The organism is Bacillus sp. FSL K6-0923 (assembly GCF_038630825.1).
GTDB classification, from domain to species: Bacteria; Bacillota; Bacilli; order Bacillales; family Bacillaceae; genus Bacillus; species Bacillus pumilus.
Genome location: NZ_CP152044.1, coordinates 3,180,762 through 3,196,528, shown reverse-complemented (window position 1 = coordinate 3,196,528; position 15,767 = coordinate 3,180,762). Strand labels below are relative to the sequence as shown.

Genomic DNA, 15,767 nt, shown 5'->3' with positions numbered 1-15,767 from the left:
GGGTATGAGTGTGAAACAAACAGCATGGCAAATCATGATTGGTTGTATTTTGTTTGCAGCAGGGATCGGGCTTGTACAATTGGCATCCTCGCAGCCCGTCGGGTTAAAGAAGATGGTGGCTGTTCCGGTTATACTTCTGATCCTGTCGGCTGCTCTCGTGTTGATGAAGCTGTACATGAATGGTGAGCAACTCTTCATGTCAGTCATCTATCTATTGATTACATTGACCTTTCTCAACAACGCTTTCTTTTCTATTAGTGCAGGATTCTTTAGTCTTTTTCTCTACCGTATCATGCTCATCGCCGCTTTTGCTTTATTCATATGGCGGATGAGAGATAAGGGGACGTACATATCTCAGTGGCAGCAGATTCGTGTCAAAGGTATGCTTGGTTTTTTCGCTGCATGGTTTCTTTACGGGCTTATCTCACTGCTTTGGGCTCATTCAGTCACAGACGGCCTGAAGTATATGTCCCTTCTTGCAATGGGGATGGGATTTGTCTTTCTTGTCGTCATGTATATTCAGCGAATGGACCAAGTAGTGACCTTTTATAGCATTTGGCTTGTCATGACTGTGTTTGTGATGGGGATTGGGTTCTATAACCACTTTACATTGAACCATTTACCGAATACCTCATTGTATCTAGGGCCAGCGTATAAACAGCACTATCCTACATCTGTCTTTTTTAATCAGAATGACTTTGCAACGTTTTTATCGATTAGTTTCTTCTTATACCTAGCATGCATGCGTCAAATGAAAAACGGTTATATCAAAGCGTTTGGATTATTAGGTGCAATTGCCGCGCTGTATCTCATTTTGTTAACCGAATCCCGCGCTAGTCTGCTTGGGATATTAGCAGGAGTGGCGATCTATGTGTGGCTGCTGCTCCCGCGTTTTCTCAAAAAGTGGTCAATCATTGCAGCAAGCGGACTTGTCGTCATCGGTATCGCAGTCTTTTCAGCTAAGATTTATTCAGTTTTTTATGACTTGTTTCTCGCTTCTCAGGTCGCGCATTCTTTTAGTGAACCCCTCCCGTCTAACATTGCGAGAGCGAATTTAATCAAAAATGCTTGGCACTTCTTTACGAATTCATACGGATTCGGAGTTGGAGCGGGGAATGTGTCTTACTACTTAGCTCACTTTTCGATCTTTGATACAGATCAGGTCGTAGAAGTGCACAATTGGCTGCTGGAATTGATGACGAACTTTGGGTTTGCAGTCATGGTGGGCTATATCTCACTATACGCCTATCTCATGTTCACACTGTACAAACAATACCAATGGGCTGACACAAGATCGGCAAAAATGATCATTGAGGGGTTGTTTGCAGCCATGCTGAGCTTTCTCGTTTCAAGTATCAGTCCTAGCTCCGTCTCGAATTTATATTTCCACTGGGTATTTTTAGGACTGGTGATCGCAGCGGTGAATATGCTGAAAAACAAACAACGACTCAAGCTGTGGTAAACCGTGTGTGATGCTCTGTTTGTATGGCTACACTAGTGAAAGAGCAAATACGTCAATGTTGGGAGAATGAACATGTCTGGTTTCATATCTAGGATAGGGAAGCGAATCAAAAGGTACATCGTATGGCTCATACTGCTGCCAGTCGTATTAGGCGCCTTTGGTTTCTTTTTTGCTAAAGGAACGACGCAGCAGTCTAGTTATACAGCTGCTGTTACCCTCACTCTCGGTAAATATGATGATGGGGTGTATAACAATATGGCAGAAGTGACATCTCTATTAAAAAGCGATGCATTTCTAAATGAAGCACTAAGTGATGTGAAAGAAGAAGAAAGACAGGATGTGAAAACGCGTCTTATTCTTACCAATCAATCGGATACACAATTACAGCTTTCTTTCACGGATGCCGATAAGGATCGTGCTTTGGCTGTTGTGAAGCAGGTGTCGGATACATTTCTCAAGCAAGACAAAGCATTATTCACAAAAAGGCAGCGGGTCATCGAAAATAGATTAGCTGCTCTTGAAGACGAAGCGGTCAGCAATGATTCCAAAGTCGATAAAGAACGATTCTTATATGAATTGGAGTCAACAAAGCTTGGAATGAAGCAGGCAAAGATTGTCGATCCTGCCCAAGTACTTGATGAGGGCAATAAAGGCATGTCAGCCAAAAAACGGGCACTGCTTGGGCTTGTCATTGGCTTTAGCATCTCGCTCATGTTTGTGGTCTTACCCGAAGTGTTCAAAGAATCTTAATAATGAACTGGAGATGAGTCTTAGGTGAACAATCAACCGTTAGTATCCATCATTACACCGGCGTATAATGCGGAACGTTATTTAACGGATACAGTTCATTCCGTCCTTGCCCAAACCTATTCCAATTGGGAGCTGATCATTGCAGATGATTGTTCTACAGATGGAACTAGAAAGCTATTAGGGGATTTAAGTCAAGCGGACGACAGAATCAACGTCATTTATTTAGAGGAAAATGGGGGAGCCGCCATTGCTAGAAACGCAGCCATCAAACAGGCAAAGGGACGCTTTATCGCTTTTTTAGACAGCGATGATATGTGGAAAGAGACGAAGCTTGAAAAACAGGTAGACTTCATGCTGACAAATGATTATGCCTTTACATTTACGGCATATGACATCATTGCAGAAAACGGAGAACCATTAGAGAAAACCGTCACTGCGCCAGCGAGATTAGACTATAATGAAGCCCTGAAAAACACCATTATCGGCTGTTTAACGGTCATGCTTGATCTTCAAAAGGTAGGACATGTGGAGATGCCGAACATTCGTACAAGGCAGGATTTAGCTACATGGCTGTCTATACTAAAAAGAGGATTTACAGCCTATGGTATGAGTGAACCGCTCAGTGAATATCGCATCGTTGGGAACTCCATCTCTAGTAACAAGTGGAAAGCAGCGAAAAAAACGTGGTTTGTCTACAGAGAAATTGAGCAACTTCATTTTGTCAAAGCGTCTTGGTGTTTTATGCACTATGCGACAAATGCTGTGAAGAAGCGTTTATAAACAGAAGGGAAAAAAGGTGATAAAGGTGAAAGCAGACTCGATCATACATGTTGTCGTAGCGACGGGGGAATGGGGACAGGACGGACTGAGGTACAGACGGCATCGGCTGGCCGAATTTCTAGCATCTGATCCAGAAACAAAAGAGGTCATCTGGCTATGCCCGTCATCATCTCGTCATACAGCTCCCTTTCAGCCCATAACAGATCGAATGAAGCAATTGACCATTCCTGATGTGCTCAAGAGCAAATTATTTCGCTTTGGCCGATATCAAGACATGTTCTATATTCATAAATTATCCCCTCTTCTTGAACATTTGCGGCAGGAGGAAAAGAAGGGGATCGCCGTTTGTTTGTGGTATACGTTTCCGGGCTTTCCGCTCTTATCTTCTTTATTTGAATGGAAACATATTGTCTATGATTGCAGTGACCTGTGGGGAGAGCCAATAAGCGGCAATCATAACATTCTTTCTTATATGAGGCAGCGTGTCATTGTCAAAGCAGAAAATCGAATCATTAAATATGCACACAGCATTACATGCTCTTCTCAATATTTACACGATCAAATCAAAAAACGTCTTATGGGAGAACCAAAAGATGTGTTTACGGTGGAAAATGGCGTCGAATATGATGTGTTTGCGAAAAGCAATCTTCCTTGTAAAGAAGATGTGCTGGAAGGAAGAGAAGGGACCGTGCTTGGTTTTATCGGAGGAATTAAGCCAAAGCTCGATTTTGACATGATGGCTGAAGCTGCTCGTATGCGGCCTGATTGGACATTTTTATTTGTCGGTCCGGATGGAACGAATGGAGATCCATCTTTTCAGCATGCACTCAAACTGCCTAATGTGATTTGGACAGGTGCTGTTGCTCCAGAAGAAGTGCCTGCTTATATGAAGCTGATTGATGTAGGGATGATGCCATACAAACAATCCCCTTACAATCAAGCGGTGTTCCCTCTCAAGCTTTATGAATTTTTAGCCGCTGGAATACCGGTTGTCGGTTTAAATCTCCCATCAACGGAAAGGCTAAAAGAGAAGGATGTGTATGAATATTTAGAGGGCGATGATCCTGCGCTCTTCGTAGAAGCCTGCCTAAAAGTGATCAGCAAAAAAGATGACACAAGCTATAGACATCTAAGACAAAGCCGAGCGAAGAAAAAAGATTGGCACGCGCTGTTCACAAACATGGTAGAACTAACGAATATTAAAGAAAACGCATAATTCATTCGGGATTGTGCGTTTTTATTTGTTTCATCACCGGGGGAGGTTGTGATCATCCTCTATTCAATTGTATAATGGAAAGAGCGGCCAATATACAAAATACAGATTTCAATTTAGAAGGAGACTGACCTATGGATTACGAACGCGCCTTATTAGCGTTTTTTGTCTCTCTGGCTACAGTTTTAATTGTGACACCAATCGTCAAAAAGTTTGCAATTAAGATTGGTGCAGTGGACCAGCCGAATAAACGAAAAGTTCATGATAAAGTAATGCCTCGAATGGGTGGTTTGGCAATTTTTATTGGAGTAGCGGCTGGAGCATTAGCAGGCGGGCTGTTTCTACATAATAAAATTACAGCAATTTCAGTTGGTGCCGTACTCATCGTCATTTTAGGTATATTTGATGATAAATATAATTTAAGTGCAAAATTTAAATTTCTCGTACAAGTTCTTGTTGCTTGTTTGATTGTGAGCACGGGCTTAAAAATGGACTTCTTCTCTGTTCCTTTTTTAACAGATCGAATTGAGTTAGGTTGGATGGCATATCCCCTCACCGTGCTATGGATTGTGGGCATCACAAATGCCATTAATTTAATTGACGGCCTTGATGGACTAGCTGCCGGTATTTCTGTCATCGGTTTAACAACGATTGCAGTGATGGCATTTTCCGCTGATAAGATTCTGATTCTTTCTTTATCTCTTGTCGTCATTGGCAGTACGATCGGCTTTCTCTTTTACAACTTTCATCCGGCGAAGATTTTTATGGGAGATACCGGTTCGCTATTTTTAGGCTATATGATCTCGGTGCTGTCACTTTTAGGGCTATACAAAAGTGTCACTTTGTTTAGTGTTGTCGTTCCTGTGATCATTCTAGGTGTTCCTATATTTGATACGACCTTTGCAATCATTAGACGCATATTAAACAAACAGCCGATTTCATCACCGGACAAATCTCATATTCATCACAGACTAATGGCCTTTGGCTTGTCCCATCGCATGGCTGTCATCGTGATTTACATGATTGGGTTAGTCTTTAGCTTAAGTGCGATTTTGCTGACAAGCGCGACCCTTTGGTTATCGCTCATCATTATCTTTTTACTGGTGATGTTTATGCAAGTGATTGCGGAAGTCACGGGTTTGGTCAACGAAGAGTTCAAACCATTTACGAAATTCTATAAACGAATGGTCAAAAGACAATAAAAAACAGCCCGTTCCTAGGAACTGGGCTGTTTTTATTATTGGCCTGTTGTGCTGGAAGGATTAGTTGTATCACTTGATCCTGTTTCAGTCGAAGATTCAGCAGGAAGCTTTAAATGCGTCCGTAATTCATTTTGTACGTTAGCTAGATTGGTTTGATCTGGCTCAAAGTAATACGTTCGATTTGGTCCTAAATAAAGATCTGACCCTTTAATAGAAAGTGTTTCTGTGTCGTCTCCCTTAAACCCGCCGTAGATTTGCTGAAGCGCTAGACCTTCTGTGATACGGAAGTTGGTTGAAATGTGATCACTGACTTCTTTGGCGATATTATCGACGTTCGCAATGTTATTTGGCTTCGACATTTGATCAATCATTGCACGTAAAATTTGTTTCTGACGATCATTACGTCCAAAATCACCGCGTGGATCTTGTTTTCTCATCCGTGCGTAAGCAAGTGCTTCTTCCCCGTTTAAATGCATATTGCCTTTTTTGAAATAAATCTTTTTCGATTTTTTCACATCACTTTTTTCATTGAAGTCAAATGGAACATCGATATCAATTCCACCGACTTCATCAATGACATCCTTGAATCCGTCAAAATCAACGGTCGCATATTTATCAATCGGAATATTCAAGAATTGTTCGACAGTTTCGATCGTTTCGTCTTTACCGCCTTTAGCATATGCTGCATTGATCTTTTCTTTACTTCCTGTCGTGTCACTTGCAAGCTGTACGCGTGTGTCACGAGGGATACTAACCATTTTCATCGTTTTGTCTTGAGGGTTAATTGTTGCGACAATAAGTGAATCTGAACGGCCATGATCACCATCTGTGGCATAATCCTCAATTCCGACAAATAGCACAGAGAAGGGCTTCTTTTTAATATCAATGACCGCATCACGAAGCTTCGATTTCTCTCCGCGGTCTAGTTCATCATATGTTTTGTCAGCGGCTTGAAGTGTATTGACTATTTTATAGACTGCAAATCCGCCCATGCAGATGATAAGAAGCAAAAATAAGACCAGGATACGTTTGAAAATTCTCTTCTTCTTACTCTTTTTCTTTCGTACACGCACTTTTACTCGTTGTGCCATTCATCTGTCTCCTTTATCGGACCAATGTCCTTTTCTAAATAAATCAGTTCGCCTTCTTTTGTAACACTTTTTCCATTTGTCAGCTCAGTCATCCATTCGATGAACTGCTCTGTTTGTGTTTCTTCTACATACGTCTCAAAAATAACATCTTCTGTATAATGAATTTCTTTTAGCTGAAAAGATGAGGCTCTAAGCTCATTCTCTACCTTTCCAAGCCATGTATAATCTATTGTTGTGTGCATCGTACGCATTAAACAGCGCTCTACCATTCCAACATGGTTGATGGCTTCTGATACAGATTTTCCGTAGGCACGAATCAAACCACCGGCGCCTAGCTTAATACCGCCGAAATAACGAGTGACTACTACGACTGTATCTTTCAGCTTCCGTTTTTTTAACACTTCAAGCATTGGCACACCTGCTGTACCACTTGGTTCACCATCATCATTCGCTTTTTGAATCAGGTCATGTTCTCCAATGAGATAGGCAGAACAATTATGTGTGGCATTCCAATGTTGTTTTTTAATGGATTGTATAAATGCTTGTGCTTCTTCTTCTGAGACAGCACGCTGTATATGACAAATAAAACGTGATTTTTCAATGACGATCTCATGCTCGCCACGGCTTTTTACTGTAAGATAGCGATTCAGCAAAAGACATACCCTCCTGAAAAGCAAATTGTAAGACTAGAGAAAATTTGCATTGGTTTTAGAATTTTACAGCGTATTTTGTTATGATGATAGGGGTAGAAAAAGGGTCGTCATAAAAACTTCATGATTTATACGCATTCTTTCATTATAATTCGACATAAAATGCAGATCAATGACATTTATAATAAAAAAAGATGACATCACTGTTACGGGAGGGAAAAGCCATGACAACACCTAAAATGGATCCGAAATTATTGGATTCAATCATCATGAAAATGCTAAGTACAGTTGATGGCAGCAAGGACGAAGTATTTAGGATAGGCGAACAGTCCCGTCAACAATATGAAAGCCTTGTAGAAGAGCTGAAGCAAATCAAACAGCAAGTAAACGAAGTAATTGATTTTGGGGATAAACTAGAAGTCCATACGAGACATGCTAGAAATCGTTTATCTGAGGTCAGCAGAAACTTCAACAAATTTAGCGAAGAAGAAATACGGGAGGCCTACGAAAAAGCACATAATCTGCAAGTGGAACTCACCATGATCCAGCAGCGCGAAAAGCAGCTGAGAGAAAGAAGAGACGATCTGGAAAGACGATTGTTAAGCCTGCAAGACGTCATTGAACGCTCTGAAACGCTTGTGAGCCAGATCACAGTGGTTCTCAACTATCTCAACCAGGACTTACGCCAAGTTGGCGTGTTACTTGAAGATGCTCAAGCAAAACAAGATTTTGGACTTAGAATTATTGAAGCCCAAGAAGAAGAACGTAAAAGGGTATCCCGTGAAATTCATGACGGTCCCGCCCAGATGCTGGCAAACGTGATGATGCGTTCTGAATTAATTGAACGGATTTTCAGAGATCGTGGGACAGAAGAAGGCTTTAAAGAAATTAGAAGTCTCAGACAGAATGTGCGAAATGCTCTGTACGAAGTGAGAAGAATCATTTATGATTTAAGACCAATGGCTTTAGATGATTTGGGTCTCATTCCGACGCTAAGAAAATATTTAAACACAATCGAAGAGTATGATGGAAAAACCAAGATCACGTTCCAATGCCTAGGGGATACAGAAAATGAAAGAATTGCTTCTCAATTCGAAGTGGCACTGTTTAGACTAGCCCAAGAAGCTGTCACAAATTCATTGAAGCATTCCGAAGCTGAAGAAATCTCTGTAAAAGTAGAAGTGACGAAAGACTTTGTCACGTTAATTATCAAAGACGATGGAAAAGGCTTTGATATGAAAGATGTGAAAACAAACAAAAACAAATCCTTCGGTTTACTTGGCATGAAAGAACGCGTAGACTTACTTGAAGGTAAAATGACCATAGACTCAAAAATAGGTCTAGGGACATTCATCATGATTCGCGTGCCATTAACATTGCAAAATAAAATTGTAAAATAGAGACAAAAGACATATTGACCATAAAGTTCAGGTGTAGAACAATAAACATGGGGAGGCGTAGCTTGTGACTAAAGTAAATATTGTAATTATTGATGATCACCAATTATTCCGTGAAGGTGTCAAACGGATTTTAGATTTTGAACCTACTTTTGAAGTAGTTGCAGAAGGAGACGACGGTGACGAAGCTGCACGTATTGTAGAACACTATCATCCGGATGTTGTCATTATGGACATTAATATGCCGAATGTAAATGGTGTAGAGGCTACAAAGCAGCTAGTTGAGCTTTATCCCGAATCAAAAGTCATTATTCTATCTATTCATGACGATGAAAACTATGTGACACATGCATTAAAAACAGGAGCAAGAGGTTACCTGTTAAAAGAAATGGATGCAGACACGCTCATTGAAGCAGTGAAAGTCGTAGCTGACGGAGGATCTTATTTACATCCGAAAGTTACTCATAACTTAGTAAATGAATTCCGGCGCCTAGCGACTAGCGGCGTTTCAGCACATCCGCAGCATGAAGTATATCCTGAAATTCGGAGACCACTTCATATCTTAACGAGACGTGAGTGCGAAGTACTTCAAATGTTAGCTGACGGAAAGAGCAATAGAGGAATTGGTGAGTCGCTCTTTATTAGTGAGAAAACAGTCAAAAACCACGTGAGTAACATTTTACAAAAAATGAATGTAAACGACCGTACACAAGCTGTTGTTGTAGCAATTAAGAACGGCTGGGTAGAAATGAGATAATATTCCGGACAAGTACTCCTTTTTCGCCTGTTTTTGATTCTCTCACATGTTAATTGGAGAGAAATGATAGGTAGATAAGGAGTCTTTTTCGGATATAACGGGCTTGCCTATTGATTAGGCAGGCTTTTTTGATTACTATTATAAATCTAATGAAACACAATGAATATTCTTTAAAAATAAAAAAGAGCAACTTAACGGATAAGGAAGGTATTTAAGAATGAAAATAGCCGTTGTAACAGACAGTACTGCTTATATACCACAAGAGCTGCGTGATAAACATCATATTCATATGATCCCTCTTAATGTCATTTTTGGCAACGAATCATACCGTGAAGAAATAGAAATGGATTGGAAAACATATTATGAAGAAGTCAAAAAGCATAAAGACCTTCCAACCACCTCTCAGCCTGCTTTCGGTGAACTAATAGAATTATATGAAAAACTAAGTGAAACATACGATGCCGTGATTAGTATTCACCTTTCTAGCGGAATTAGTGGAACATATAATAGTGCAGCCTCAGCAAATGACCTAGTTGACGGAATTGATATTTATCCGTTTGATACAGAAACTAGCTGTATGGCGCAAGGTTTTTATGTGATAGAAGCTGCTGAAAAAATCCAAGCTGGTGCTTCTCTAGAAGAAGTGTTAGCCCATCTCAATTACCTGAAAGAGCATCAGAGAGCTTATTTTATGGTAGACGATTTAACTCATTTACAAAGAGGCGGCAGATTAAATGGTGCTCAGGCTTTTATTGGGAGCCTCTTAAAGGTAAAGCCTATACTGCATTTTGACAACAAGCTAATTGTCCCTTTTGAGAAGATTCGTACACGGAAAAAAGCCATTTCACGTATGTTTGAATTATTTGACGAAGATGCATCACGCGGTGTCCCGATGAGAGCAACAGTGATACATGGTAATAGAGAAGAAGAAGTAGACGATTTAATTGCGCACTTATCAGAAAAATATCCTCATGTTGAATTTTATAAAAGCTATTTTGGTGCTGTTATCGGCACTCATCTAGGCGAAGGCTCCTTAGCTCTTGGCTGGGTGATGAGATAAATCCTAAAAACCCCTTTTCTCTTAGAAAAGGGGTTTTGTTTTTCTTTTTTAGCTATTGGACGAAAGATCATGTCTTTGCGCATAATAGGCAAACATCAGTTGAAAGGTGTTTGTTGAAATTGAACATGGACAAAGCAATGGAACTAGGGCAGCACTTGCAGTCACGCCACCTGCTTACTGCTGAAACAAGATGCTCACAGTCTGATTTGGATTGGTTGGAGGAGAAAGGGTTAGTTATGCGAACACCTGCTATTGAGAGGAAAGCAAATGGTCTAATTTGCTGCAGATGTGGTGTATCAAAAAATCGGTACTTTGCCCACTCTCCGTGTGACAAGTGTCAAAAAGATTGTGTGTATTGTAGATCATGCATCATGATGGGGAAAACAAAGGAATGTGGCTTTCTTTATGAATGGACGGGTCCGCAAATGGAAGAAACATGTCACACGGAATTAACATGGCAGGGAAACCTGTCTAAAGGACAAAAAAGAGCATCAGAAAAATTGATCAAAGCGATAAAAAGCAAATCTGATTTACTCATCTGGGCAGTTTGCGGGGCAGGGAAAACAGAGGTGCTTTTTCACGGAATAGAATATGCCTTACATCAAGGAATGAGTGTCTGCATTGCGACACCTAGAACTGATGTTGTCCTTGAACTAGAGCCGCGGCTTAAGAAAGCATTTCAAGGACTGAACATAGCTGTTCTTTATGGAGGAAGTCCTCAAAGGTTCCAAATAGCACCGCTAGTCATCGCTACAACTCACCAGTTGATGAGATATAAACATGCATTTGATGTGCTCATTATTGATGAAGTGGACGCCTTTCCTTATTCAATCGATGAACGTCTCCAATTTGCTGTTTTAAAGGCAATGAGAAAGAAAGGGGTTAGGGTTTATTTAAGTGCGACGCCGTCTAAGAAAATGATAAAAGATGTATTTCGTGGACAACTAGAAGCCATTAAAATTCCTCTGCGCTTTCACCAACAACCTTTACCCGTCCCATCCTTTCATTGGGTTGGAAATTGGAAGAAGAAATTAAAGAAGAATCAGCTCCCATCTAAAGTAATGAATTGGATGCAGAATCATATTACAAAAAAGAGAAGGACTTTATTTTTTGTTCCTTCTATTTCTACTATGAAGAAGGTAACAAAGGTTCTTAGAAAGCACCACTTAAATGTAGAAGGGGTGTCTGCTGAAGATCCAGACAGGAAACAAAAGGTCCAGCAATTCAGAGATGATAAATACGATGTACTAGTTACAACCACAATTCTAGAAAGAGGCGTAACGATTCCAAATGTACAAGTGGGGGTACTAGGTGCAGAATCTACTATCTTTACAGAAAGTGCACTTGTTCAGATTTCTGGTAGAGCAGGTAGACATCCTGATTTTTTTAAAGGAGATGTTTTCTTTTTTTATTTTGGTTTAACGAGAAATATGAAACAAGCAAAAAAGCATATTGTAAAAATGAATGATACAGCTGAAAAAGAGTTCTCTGAAAAATAATGTGGGTTCAACTAAATTTCATGGTACATTTATATTCACAATACACAAATGGCAGGAGAGACAATTATGCTACTCAATGCAAAAGAAACACTTCTCAAGGAAATCCTCTATCAATATCTCAACCAATTAAACATGATTTGTCACTGTGAAAAGTGTATAGAAGATGTATTAGCGATTTCACTGAATCAAGTGAAACCTCAATATATAACAGACATCGATAAAATATCTTACAGTAAATCGGAGATGGTAGACAAACAGAAGAATACGGCCATGCTGGTCATCCTGACAGAAGCCGCTTCAAAGGTCTCCACATTTCCAAGATGCGAACATCGTCTGCCAATGAATAAGGATAACAATTGATCTGCCTAATTTGTGAGGGGCATTTTGTCGCTTCTTTTACATGGAAATCATTACTTCTATTAAATGATAATCGTCTATGTATAGCATGTAAGCATCGCCTAGAAAAAATTCAACGCCCGATTTGTCCAGCCTGTGGGAGAGCGCAGTCGAATGATCAATTATGTCAAGACTGTTCCAGGTGGAAAGAACGCCTTGATTCTACTACAGTACTTGTGAAAAATAGGTCTGTCTATGCTTACAACGATTTGATGAAAGATGTCCTTTCCCGCTTTAAATTTCGAGGTGATACAGCATTAGCTGAGCTTTTTAAACAAGATGTCCAAGCGATATTTAAGCGTTCCTTTTCAATTAAAGAACCTGTACTAATCCCGATTCCTTTAAGTAAAGAAAGACTAAATGAAAGAGGGTTTAATCAGTCCGTTATACTTGCTTCCTTGATTGGTCAGCCGATCCAGCAGCCTCTTGTGAAAATACATCAAAGCAAACAGTCCAAGAAAAAGAAAAATGAACGTTTAGATCAAAAAGGAATGTTTCAAATCAATCAGACAGATGTGATCGTTCAAAGGGATGTTATCTTAATTGACGATATTTATACAACAGGGGCCACCATTTATGATGCGGCGAGAATTTTAAAAGAAGCAGGTGCCAAAAGTGTTTCCTCATTTACGTTGATCCGTAGTTAAAATTCAGGATAATTAACCGATAATAAGAAGAGAAAATAACGTAAGGGGTTTTGGTTATGAATCAATTGGCAAACTGTCCACAATGTAATCAGCTGTTTTTAAAAACGACCATCCAAACGGTTTGTAACAAATGCTTTGAAGAAGAAGAACGTTCTTTTGATATCGTTTATAAATTCTTGCGAAAGCAAAGTAATAGACAATCAACCATTGCTGAAATAGTAGATGCAACAGAAGTTGATGAAGAATTAATCTTGAAATTTATCCGTTTGAAAAGACTTCAAATTAGCCAATTTCCGAATATCAACTATCCTTGTGAAAGATGTGGCCAACCGATCAGAAAAAACAAGCTCTGCAGCCAATGTGAACAGGACATTCATTCGCAAATGAGTCAAATGAACCAAGAAGAAGAGCGTAAAAGGGAGATTGAATCTAGGAAAAAAGACACCTATTATGCCATTAATCCTAAAAACGATTGATTCCCTAAACTAAGTTGCAGTTTGGTCGATAAAATGGATAGAATCAAGACAGACTGTAACGGAAAGCGAGAGGAATCCCGTGAAAATTAATCGATATGGAACACAGCCAGTAAATCCTTACAAGAAAACATATGAGAAACAAACGTTGCAATCAAATCAAGCAAAATCAACTGATAAAGTCGAAATTTCTAAAAAGGCAATCGAAATGCAAAAGGTGCCGAATATCATGAAAGAACGCCAAGATAAAATAGACCAAATTAAAAAAAGCATTGAAGCCGGAACATATCAAGTAGATACAAAGGGCATTGCTGATAAAATGCTGAATTTTTATAAACAACAATAACAAAAGGGAGTAGCGTGAATGTCAGTTAAAATAATCATTGAAGAGCTGCATCGTCTCTATGGATTGCATGAACAGCTTTTGAAGCTGTCGAAGGATAAAACAGAAATGCTGAAAAGCAATGAGATTGATGCTCTTTCAGAGGTTCTGAATTTAGAACAAAAATATATTCAGGCCATTTCTCAATTAGAAGAAAAACGAATTGAAGCGACAGTTCAATTTTTACAAAGTGATGAACCGCCAACCATCACCGCGTGTATCGAAAAGGCTGAAGGTTCGGATCAAGAAGAGCTCATTTCGTTATATGACAAATTAAATGACATCATGGTGGAACTGAAAGATGTAAATGAACTGAACAAACAGCTCATTCAGCAGTCGCTTCAATTTATTTCACTGACATTCGATCTCGTTAACCCTAATAAAGAGAATATGAATTACGGACAAAATGGTCTTGAGAGTTCAAAGCCTAAACAGCAGAGGGCTTTGTTTGATTCAAAGGCGTAAACAAGGAGGATACCAATGGGTTCTACATTCATGGGACTAGAAACGGCAAAAAGAGGAATCACAGCCCAGCGTGCAGGGCTTTATGTCACATCAAACAACGTCTCCAATGCAAATACGGATGGCTACTCAAGACAAAGAGTTACCTTTAAAGCAGATAATCCTTATCCAGTCATTTCAGTTTATGACGGCAAGACGTATGGCCAAATGGGGACAGGTGTTCAAGTTGGAACCGTTGAAAGAATTCGAGACAGCTTTTTAGATTTGCAATTCAGAGATCATAACAATAATTTGTCTTACTACTCAACAAAATCTGACGCCCTTTCACAAATGGAGGGAGTTATGAATGATTTGACGGATGAAGGCTTAAATAGAGCCTTTGATAACCTTTGGAAATCATTACAGGTCCTATCCGAAACAAAAAATGCCGATACAGCGTCTGCGCGTACAGTTGTTAAAACAAGTGCACAGGCTTTAGTAGATCAATTCCGTCTACTTAATTCTTCTTTAACAACGATACAAAAGAATTTAAAAACAGAACTCGATTCAACAGCCAAAAATGTGAACACGATTTTATCTCAAATAGATGAAGTGAACAAACAGATTGCAGCAGTTGAGCCAAACGGATATCTTCCAAATGATCTATATGATACGCGTGATGCGTTGGTAGATCAATTATCTTCACTTGTTGATATTAAAGTGAGCTATAATCCATCTGGCGGGAATGCACTCAAAATTGCAGAAGGAACTGTCAACATCGACATTATCGGTGCAAATGGACAATCTGCTGGAACGATTTTGAATGGCATTACGAACGAAAAATCTGAACTGCAAATCTCCTATGATAATACAACGGGACTTGTTAACTCACTTCAATTCGGAACAACAACCATTGCAGCAGATCAGCTTCAAGTGAATGGTAAAGTAAAAGCACTTGTTGAGGCTTATGGCTACATGTCAAATGGCGCTGAAAAAGGCATGTATCCAGATATGCTTGCAGAGCTGGATGAAGTAGCACAAGTATTTATGGATACATTTAACGATGTGCATAAGCAGGGGTACACGTTAAATGGCACAAGTGGACAAGACTTCTTTGATATTGAGAATAACAATGAATTGAATAAAGGCTTAGCTGCTCGTATCAAAGTGAGTGATGTCATTTTAGCATCAACAGATAATATTGCAGCATCTCTCAATCAAACACAAGGTGACGGTTCGAATGCTACTAAATTAGCAAATATACAAGACTTAAAGTTACCAATCGGTGGCAATACAACAACGATCCAGGATTACTACCAAAATGTCATTGCTGAGATGGGGATTCAAGGGAAAAAGAACATGACGCTAGAAAGCAGTTCAGCCGCTCTTGTCAATTCAGCCAATGAACGTAGAATGTCCACGAGTGCTGTTTCCATTGATGAAGAAATGACGAATATGATCCAATTTCAGCATGCGTATAATGCAGCTGCGAGAGTTGTGACATTACAAGATGAAATATTGGATAAAGTAATAAACGGCATGGGTGTCGTAGGAAGGTAGGTATAAC

At 39.6% G+C, this 15,767-nt stretch carries 17 protein-coding genes; 15 read left to right on the top strand and 2 right to left on the bottom strand.

What is annotated here, in order from left to right:
• Nucleotides 1-4 precede the first annotated feature (4 nt).
• From MHI16_RS16460 to MHI16_RS16440, 5 genes are all read left to right on the top strand, one after another.
• Entirely contained in the window at nt 5-1,462 is a 1,458-nt protein-coding gene (locus MHI16_RS16460) for an O-antigen ligase family protein (RefSeq protein WP_061409764.1), read from the top strand.
• A gap of 72 nt (nt 1,463-1,534) precedes the next feature.
• The gene (locus tag MHI16_RS16455; RefSeq protein WP_058013553.1) at nt 1,535-2,212 is read left to right on the top strand and encodes a hypothetical protein; all 678 of its coding nucleotides are present in this window, start codon (nt 1,535-1,537) and stop codon (nt 2,210-2,212) included.
• A gap of 24 nt (nt 2,213-2,236) precedes the next feature.
• The gene (locus tag MHI16_RS16450) at nt 2,237-2,992 is read left to right on the top strand and encodes a glycosyltransferase family 2 protein (protein WP_050944347.1); all 756 of its coding nucleotides are present in this window, start codon (nt 2,237-2,239) and stop codon (nt 2,990-2,992) included.
• Nucleotides 2,993-3,017: 25 nt separating this feature from the next.
• On the top strand, nt 3,018-4,208 hold the full coding sequence (locus tag MHI16_RS16445) for a glycosyltransferase (RefSeq protein WP_058013890.1): 1,191 nt from the start codon (nt 3,018-3,020) through the stop codon (nt 4,206-4,208).
• A 131-nt stretch (nt 4,209-4,339) separates the two neighbouring features.
• Nucleotides 4,340-5,407 (top strand): MraY family glycosyltransferase, encoded by a 1,068-nt coding sequence (locus MHI16_RS16440; RefSeq protein ID WP_058013554.1) that lies wholly within the window; start codon nt 4,340-4,342, stop codon nt 5,405-5,407.
• Between the two features lie 35 nt (nt 5,408-5,442).
• Here the strand turns inward: MHI16_RS16440 and MHI16_RS16435 are convergent, their stop codons facing one another.
• Nucleotides 5,443-6,498, bottom strand: coding sequence for an LCP family protein (locus MHI16_RS16435; RefSeq protein WP_061409762.1), 1,056 nt, complete (start codon nt 6,496-6,498; stop codon nt 5,443-5,445).
• Complete coding sequence (locus tag MHI16_RS16430) at nt 6,483-7,151, bottom strand: YigZ family protein (protein WP_058013556.1); 669 nt, start codon at nt 7,149-7,151, stop codon at nt 6,483-6,485. The genes MHI16_RS16435 and MHI16_RS16430 overlap by 16 nt, the downstream gene beginning before the upstream one ends.
• A 221-nt stretch (nt 7,152-7,372) precedes the next feature.
• Here MHI16_RS16430 and MHI16_RS16425 point away from each other — a divergent pair, with 221 nt between their 5' ends.
• The 10 genes from MHI16_RS16425 to flgK all read left to right on the top strand — a co-directional run bounded on the left by MHI16_RS16425 (nt 7,373) and on the right by flgK (nt 15,760).
• Nucleotides 7,373-8,548, top strand: coding sequence for a sensor histidine kinase (locus MHI16_RS16425; protein WP_024719243.1), 1,176 nt, complete (start codon nt 7,373-7,375; stop codon nt 8,546-8,548).
• Between the two features lie 64 nt (nt 8,549-8,612).
• Complete coding sequence (gene degU, locus MHI16_RS16420) at nt 8,613-9,302, top strand: two-component system response regulator DegU (RefSeq protein ID WP_008348273.1); 690 nt, start codon at nt 8,613-8,615, stop codon at nt 9,300-9,302.
• A gap of 217 nt (nt 9,303-9,519) precedes the next feature.
• Nucleotides 9,520-10,362, top strand: coding sequence for a DegV family protein (locus tag MHI16_RS16415; RefSeq protein WP_058013557.1), 843 nt, complete (start codon nt 9,520-9,522; stop codon nt 10,360-10,362).
• Between the two features lie 119 nt (nt 10,363-10,481).
• A complete protein-coding gene (locus MHI16_RS16410; protein ID WP_342498014.1) occupies nt 10,482-11,861 on the top strand; it encodes a DEAD/DEAH box helicase in 1,380 nt (459 codons plus the stop codon).
• Nucleotides 11,862-11,927: 66 nt separating this feature from the next.
• Nucleotides 11,928-12,221 (top strand): competence protein ComFB, encoded by a 294-nt coding sequence (locus MHI16_RS16405; RefSeq protein ID WP_061409760.1) that lies wholly within the window; start codon nt 11,928-11,930, stop codon nt 12,219-12,221.
• Entirely contained in the window at nt 12,218-12,904 is a 687-nt protein-coding gene (locus tag MHI16_RS16400) for a ComF family protein (protein ID WP_208856849.1), read from the top strand. Before MHI16_RS16405 ends, MHI16_RS16400 begins: the two co-directional genes overlap by 4 nt.
• Nucleotides 12,905-12,960: 56 nt before the next feature.
• Entirely contained in the window at nt 12,961-13,380 is a 420-nt protein-coding gene (locus tag MHI16_RS16395; protein ID WP_034660147.1) for a TIGR03826 family flagellar region protein, read from the top strand.
• A gap of 79 nt (nt 13,381-13,459) precedes the next feature.
• A complete protein-coding gene (gene flgM / locus MHI16_RS16390; protein WP_003213252.1) occupies nt 13,460-13,723 on the top strand; it encodes a flagellar biosynthesis anti-sigma factor FlgM in 264 nt (87 codons plus the stop codon).
• An 18-nt stretch (nt 13,724-13,741) separates the two neighbouring features.
• Nucleotides 13,742-14,224, top strand: a complete 483-nt coding sequence (locus MHI16_RS16385; protein ID WP_034660146.1) for a flagellar protein FlgN — start codon at nt 13,742-13,744, stop codon at nt 14,222-14,224.
• Between the two features lie 15 nt (nt 14,225-14,239).
• The gene (gene flgK / locus MHI16_RS16380; RefSeq protein ID WP_061409758.1) at nt 14,240-15,760 is read left to right on the top strand and encodes a flagellar hook-associated protein FlgK; all 1,521 of its coding nucleotides are present in this window, start codon (nt 14,240-14,242) and stop codon (nt 15,758-15,760) included.
• The last annotated feature ends 7 nt before the right edge of the window (nt 15,761-15,767 follow it).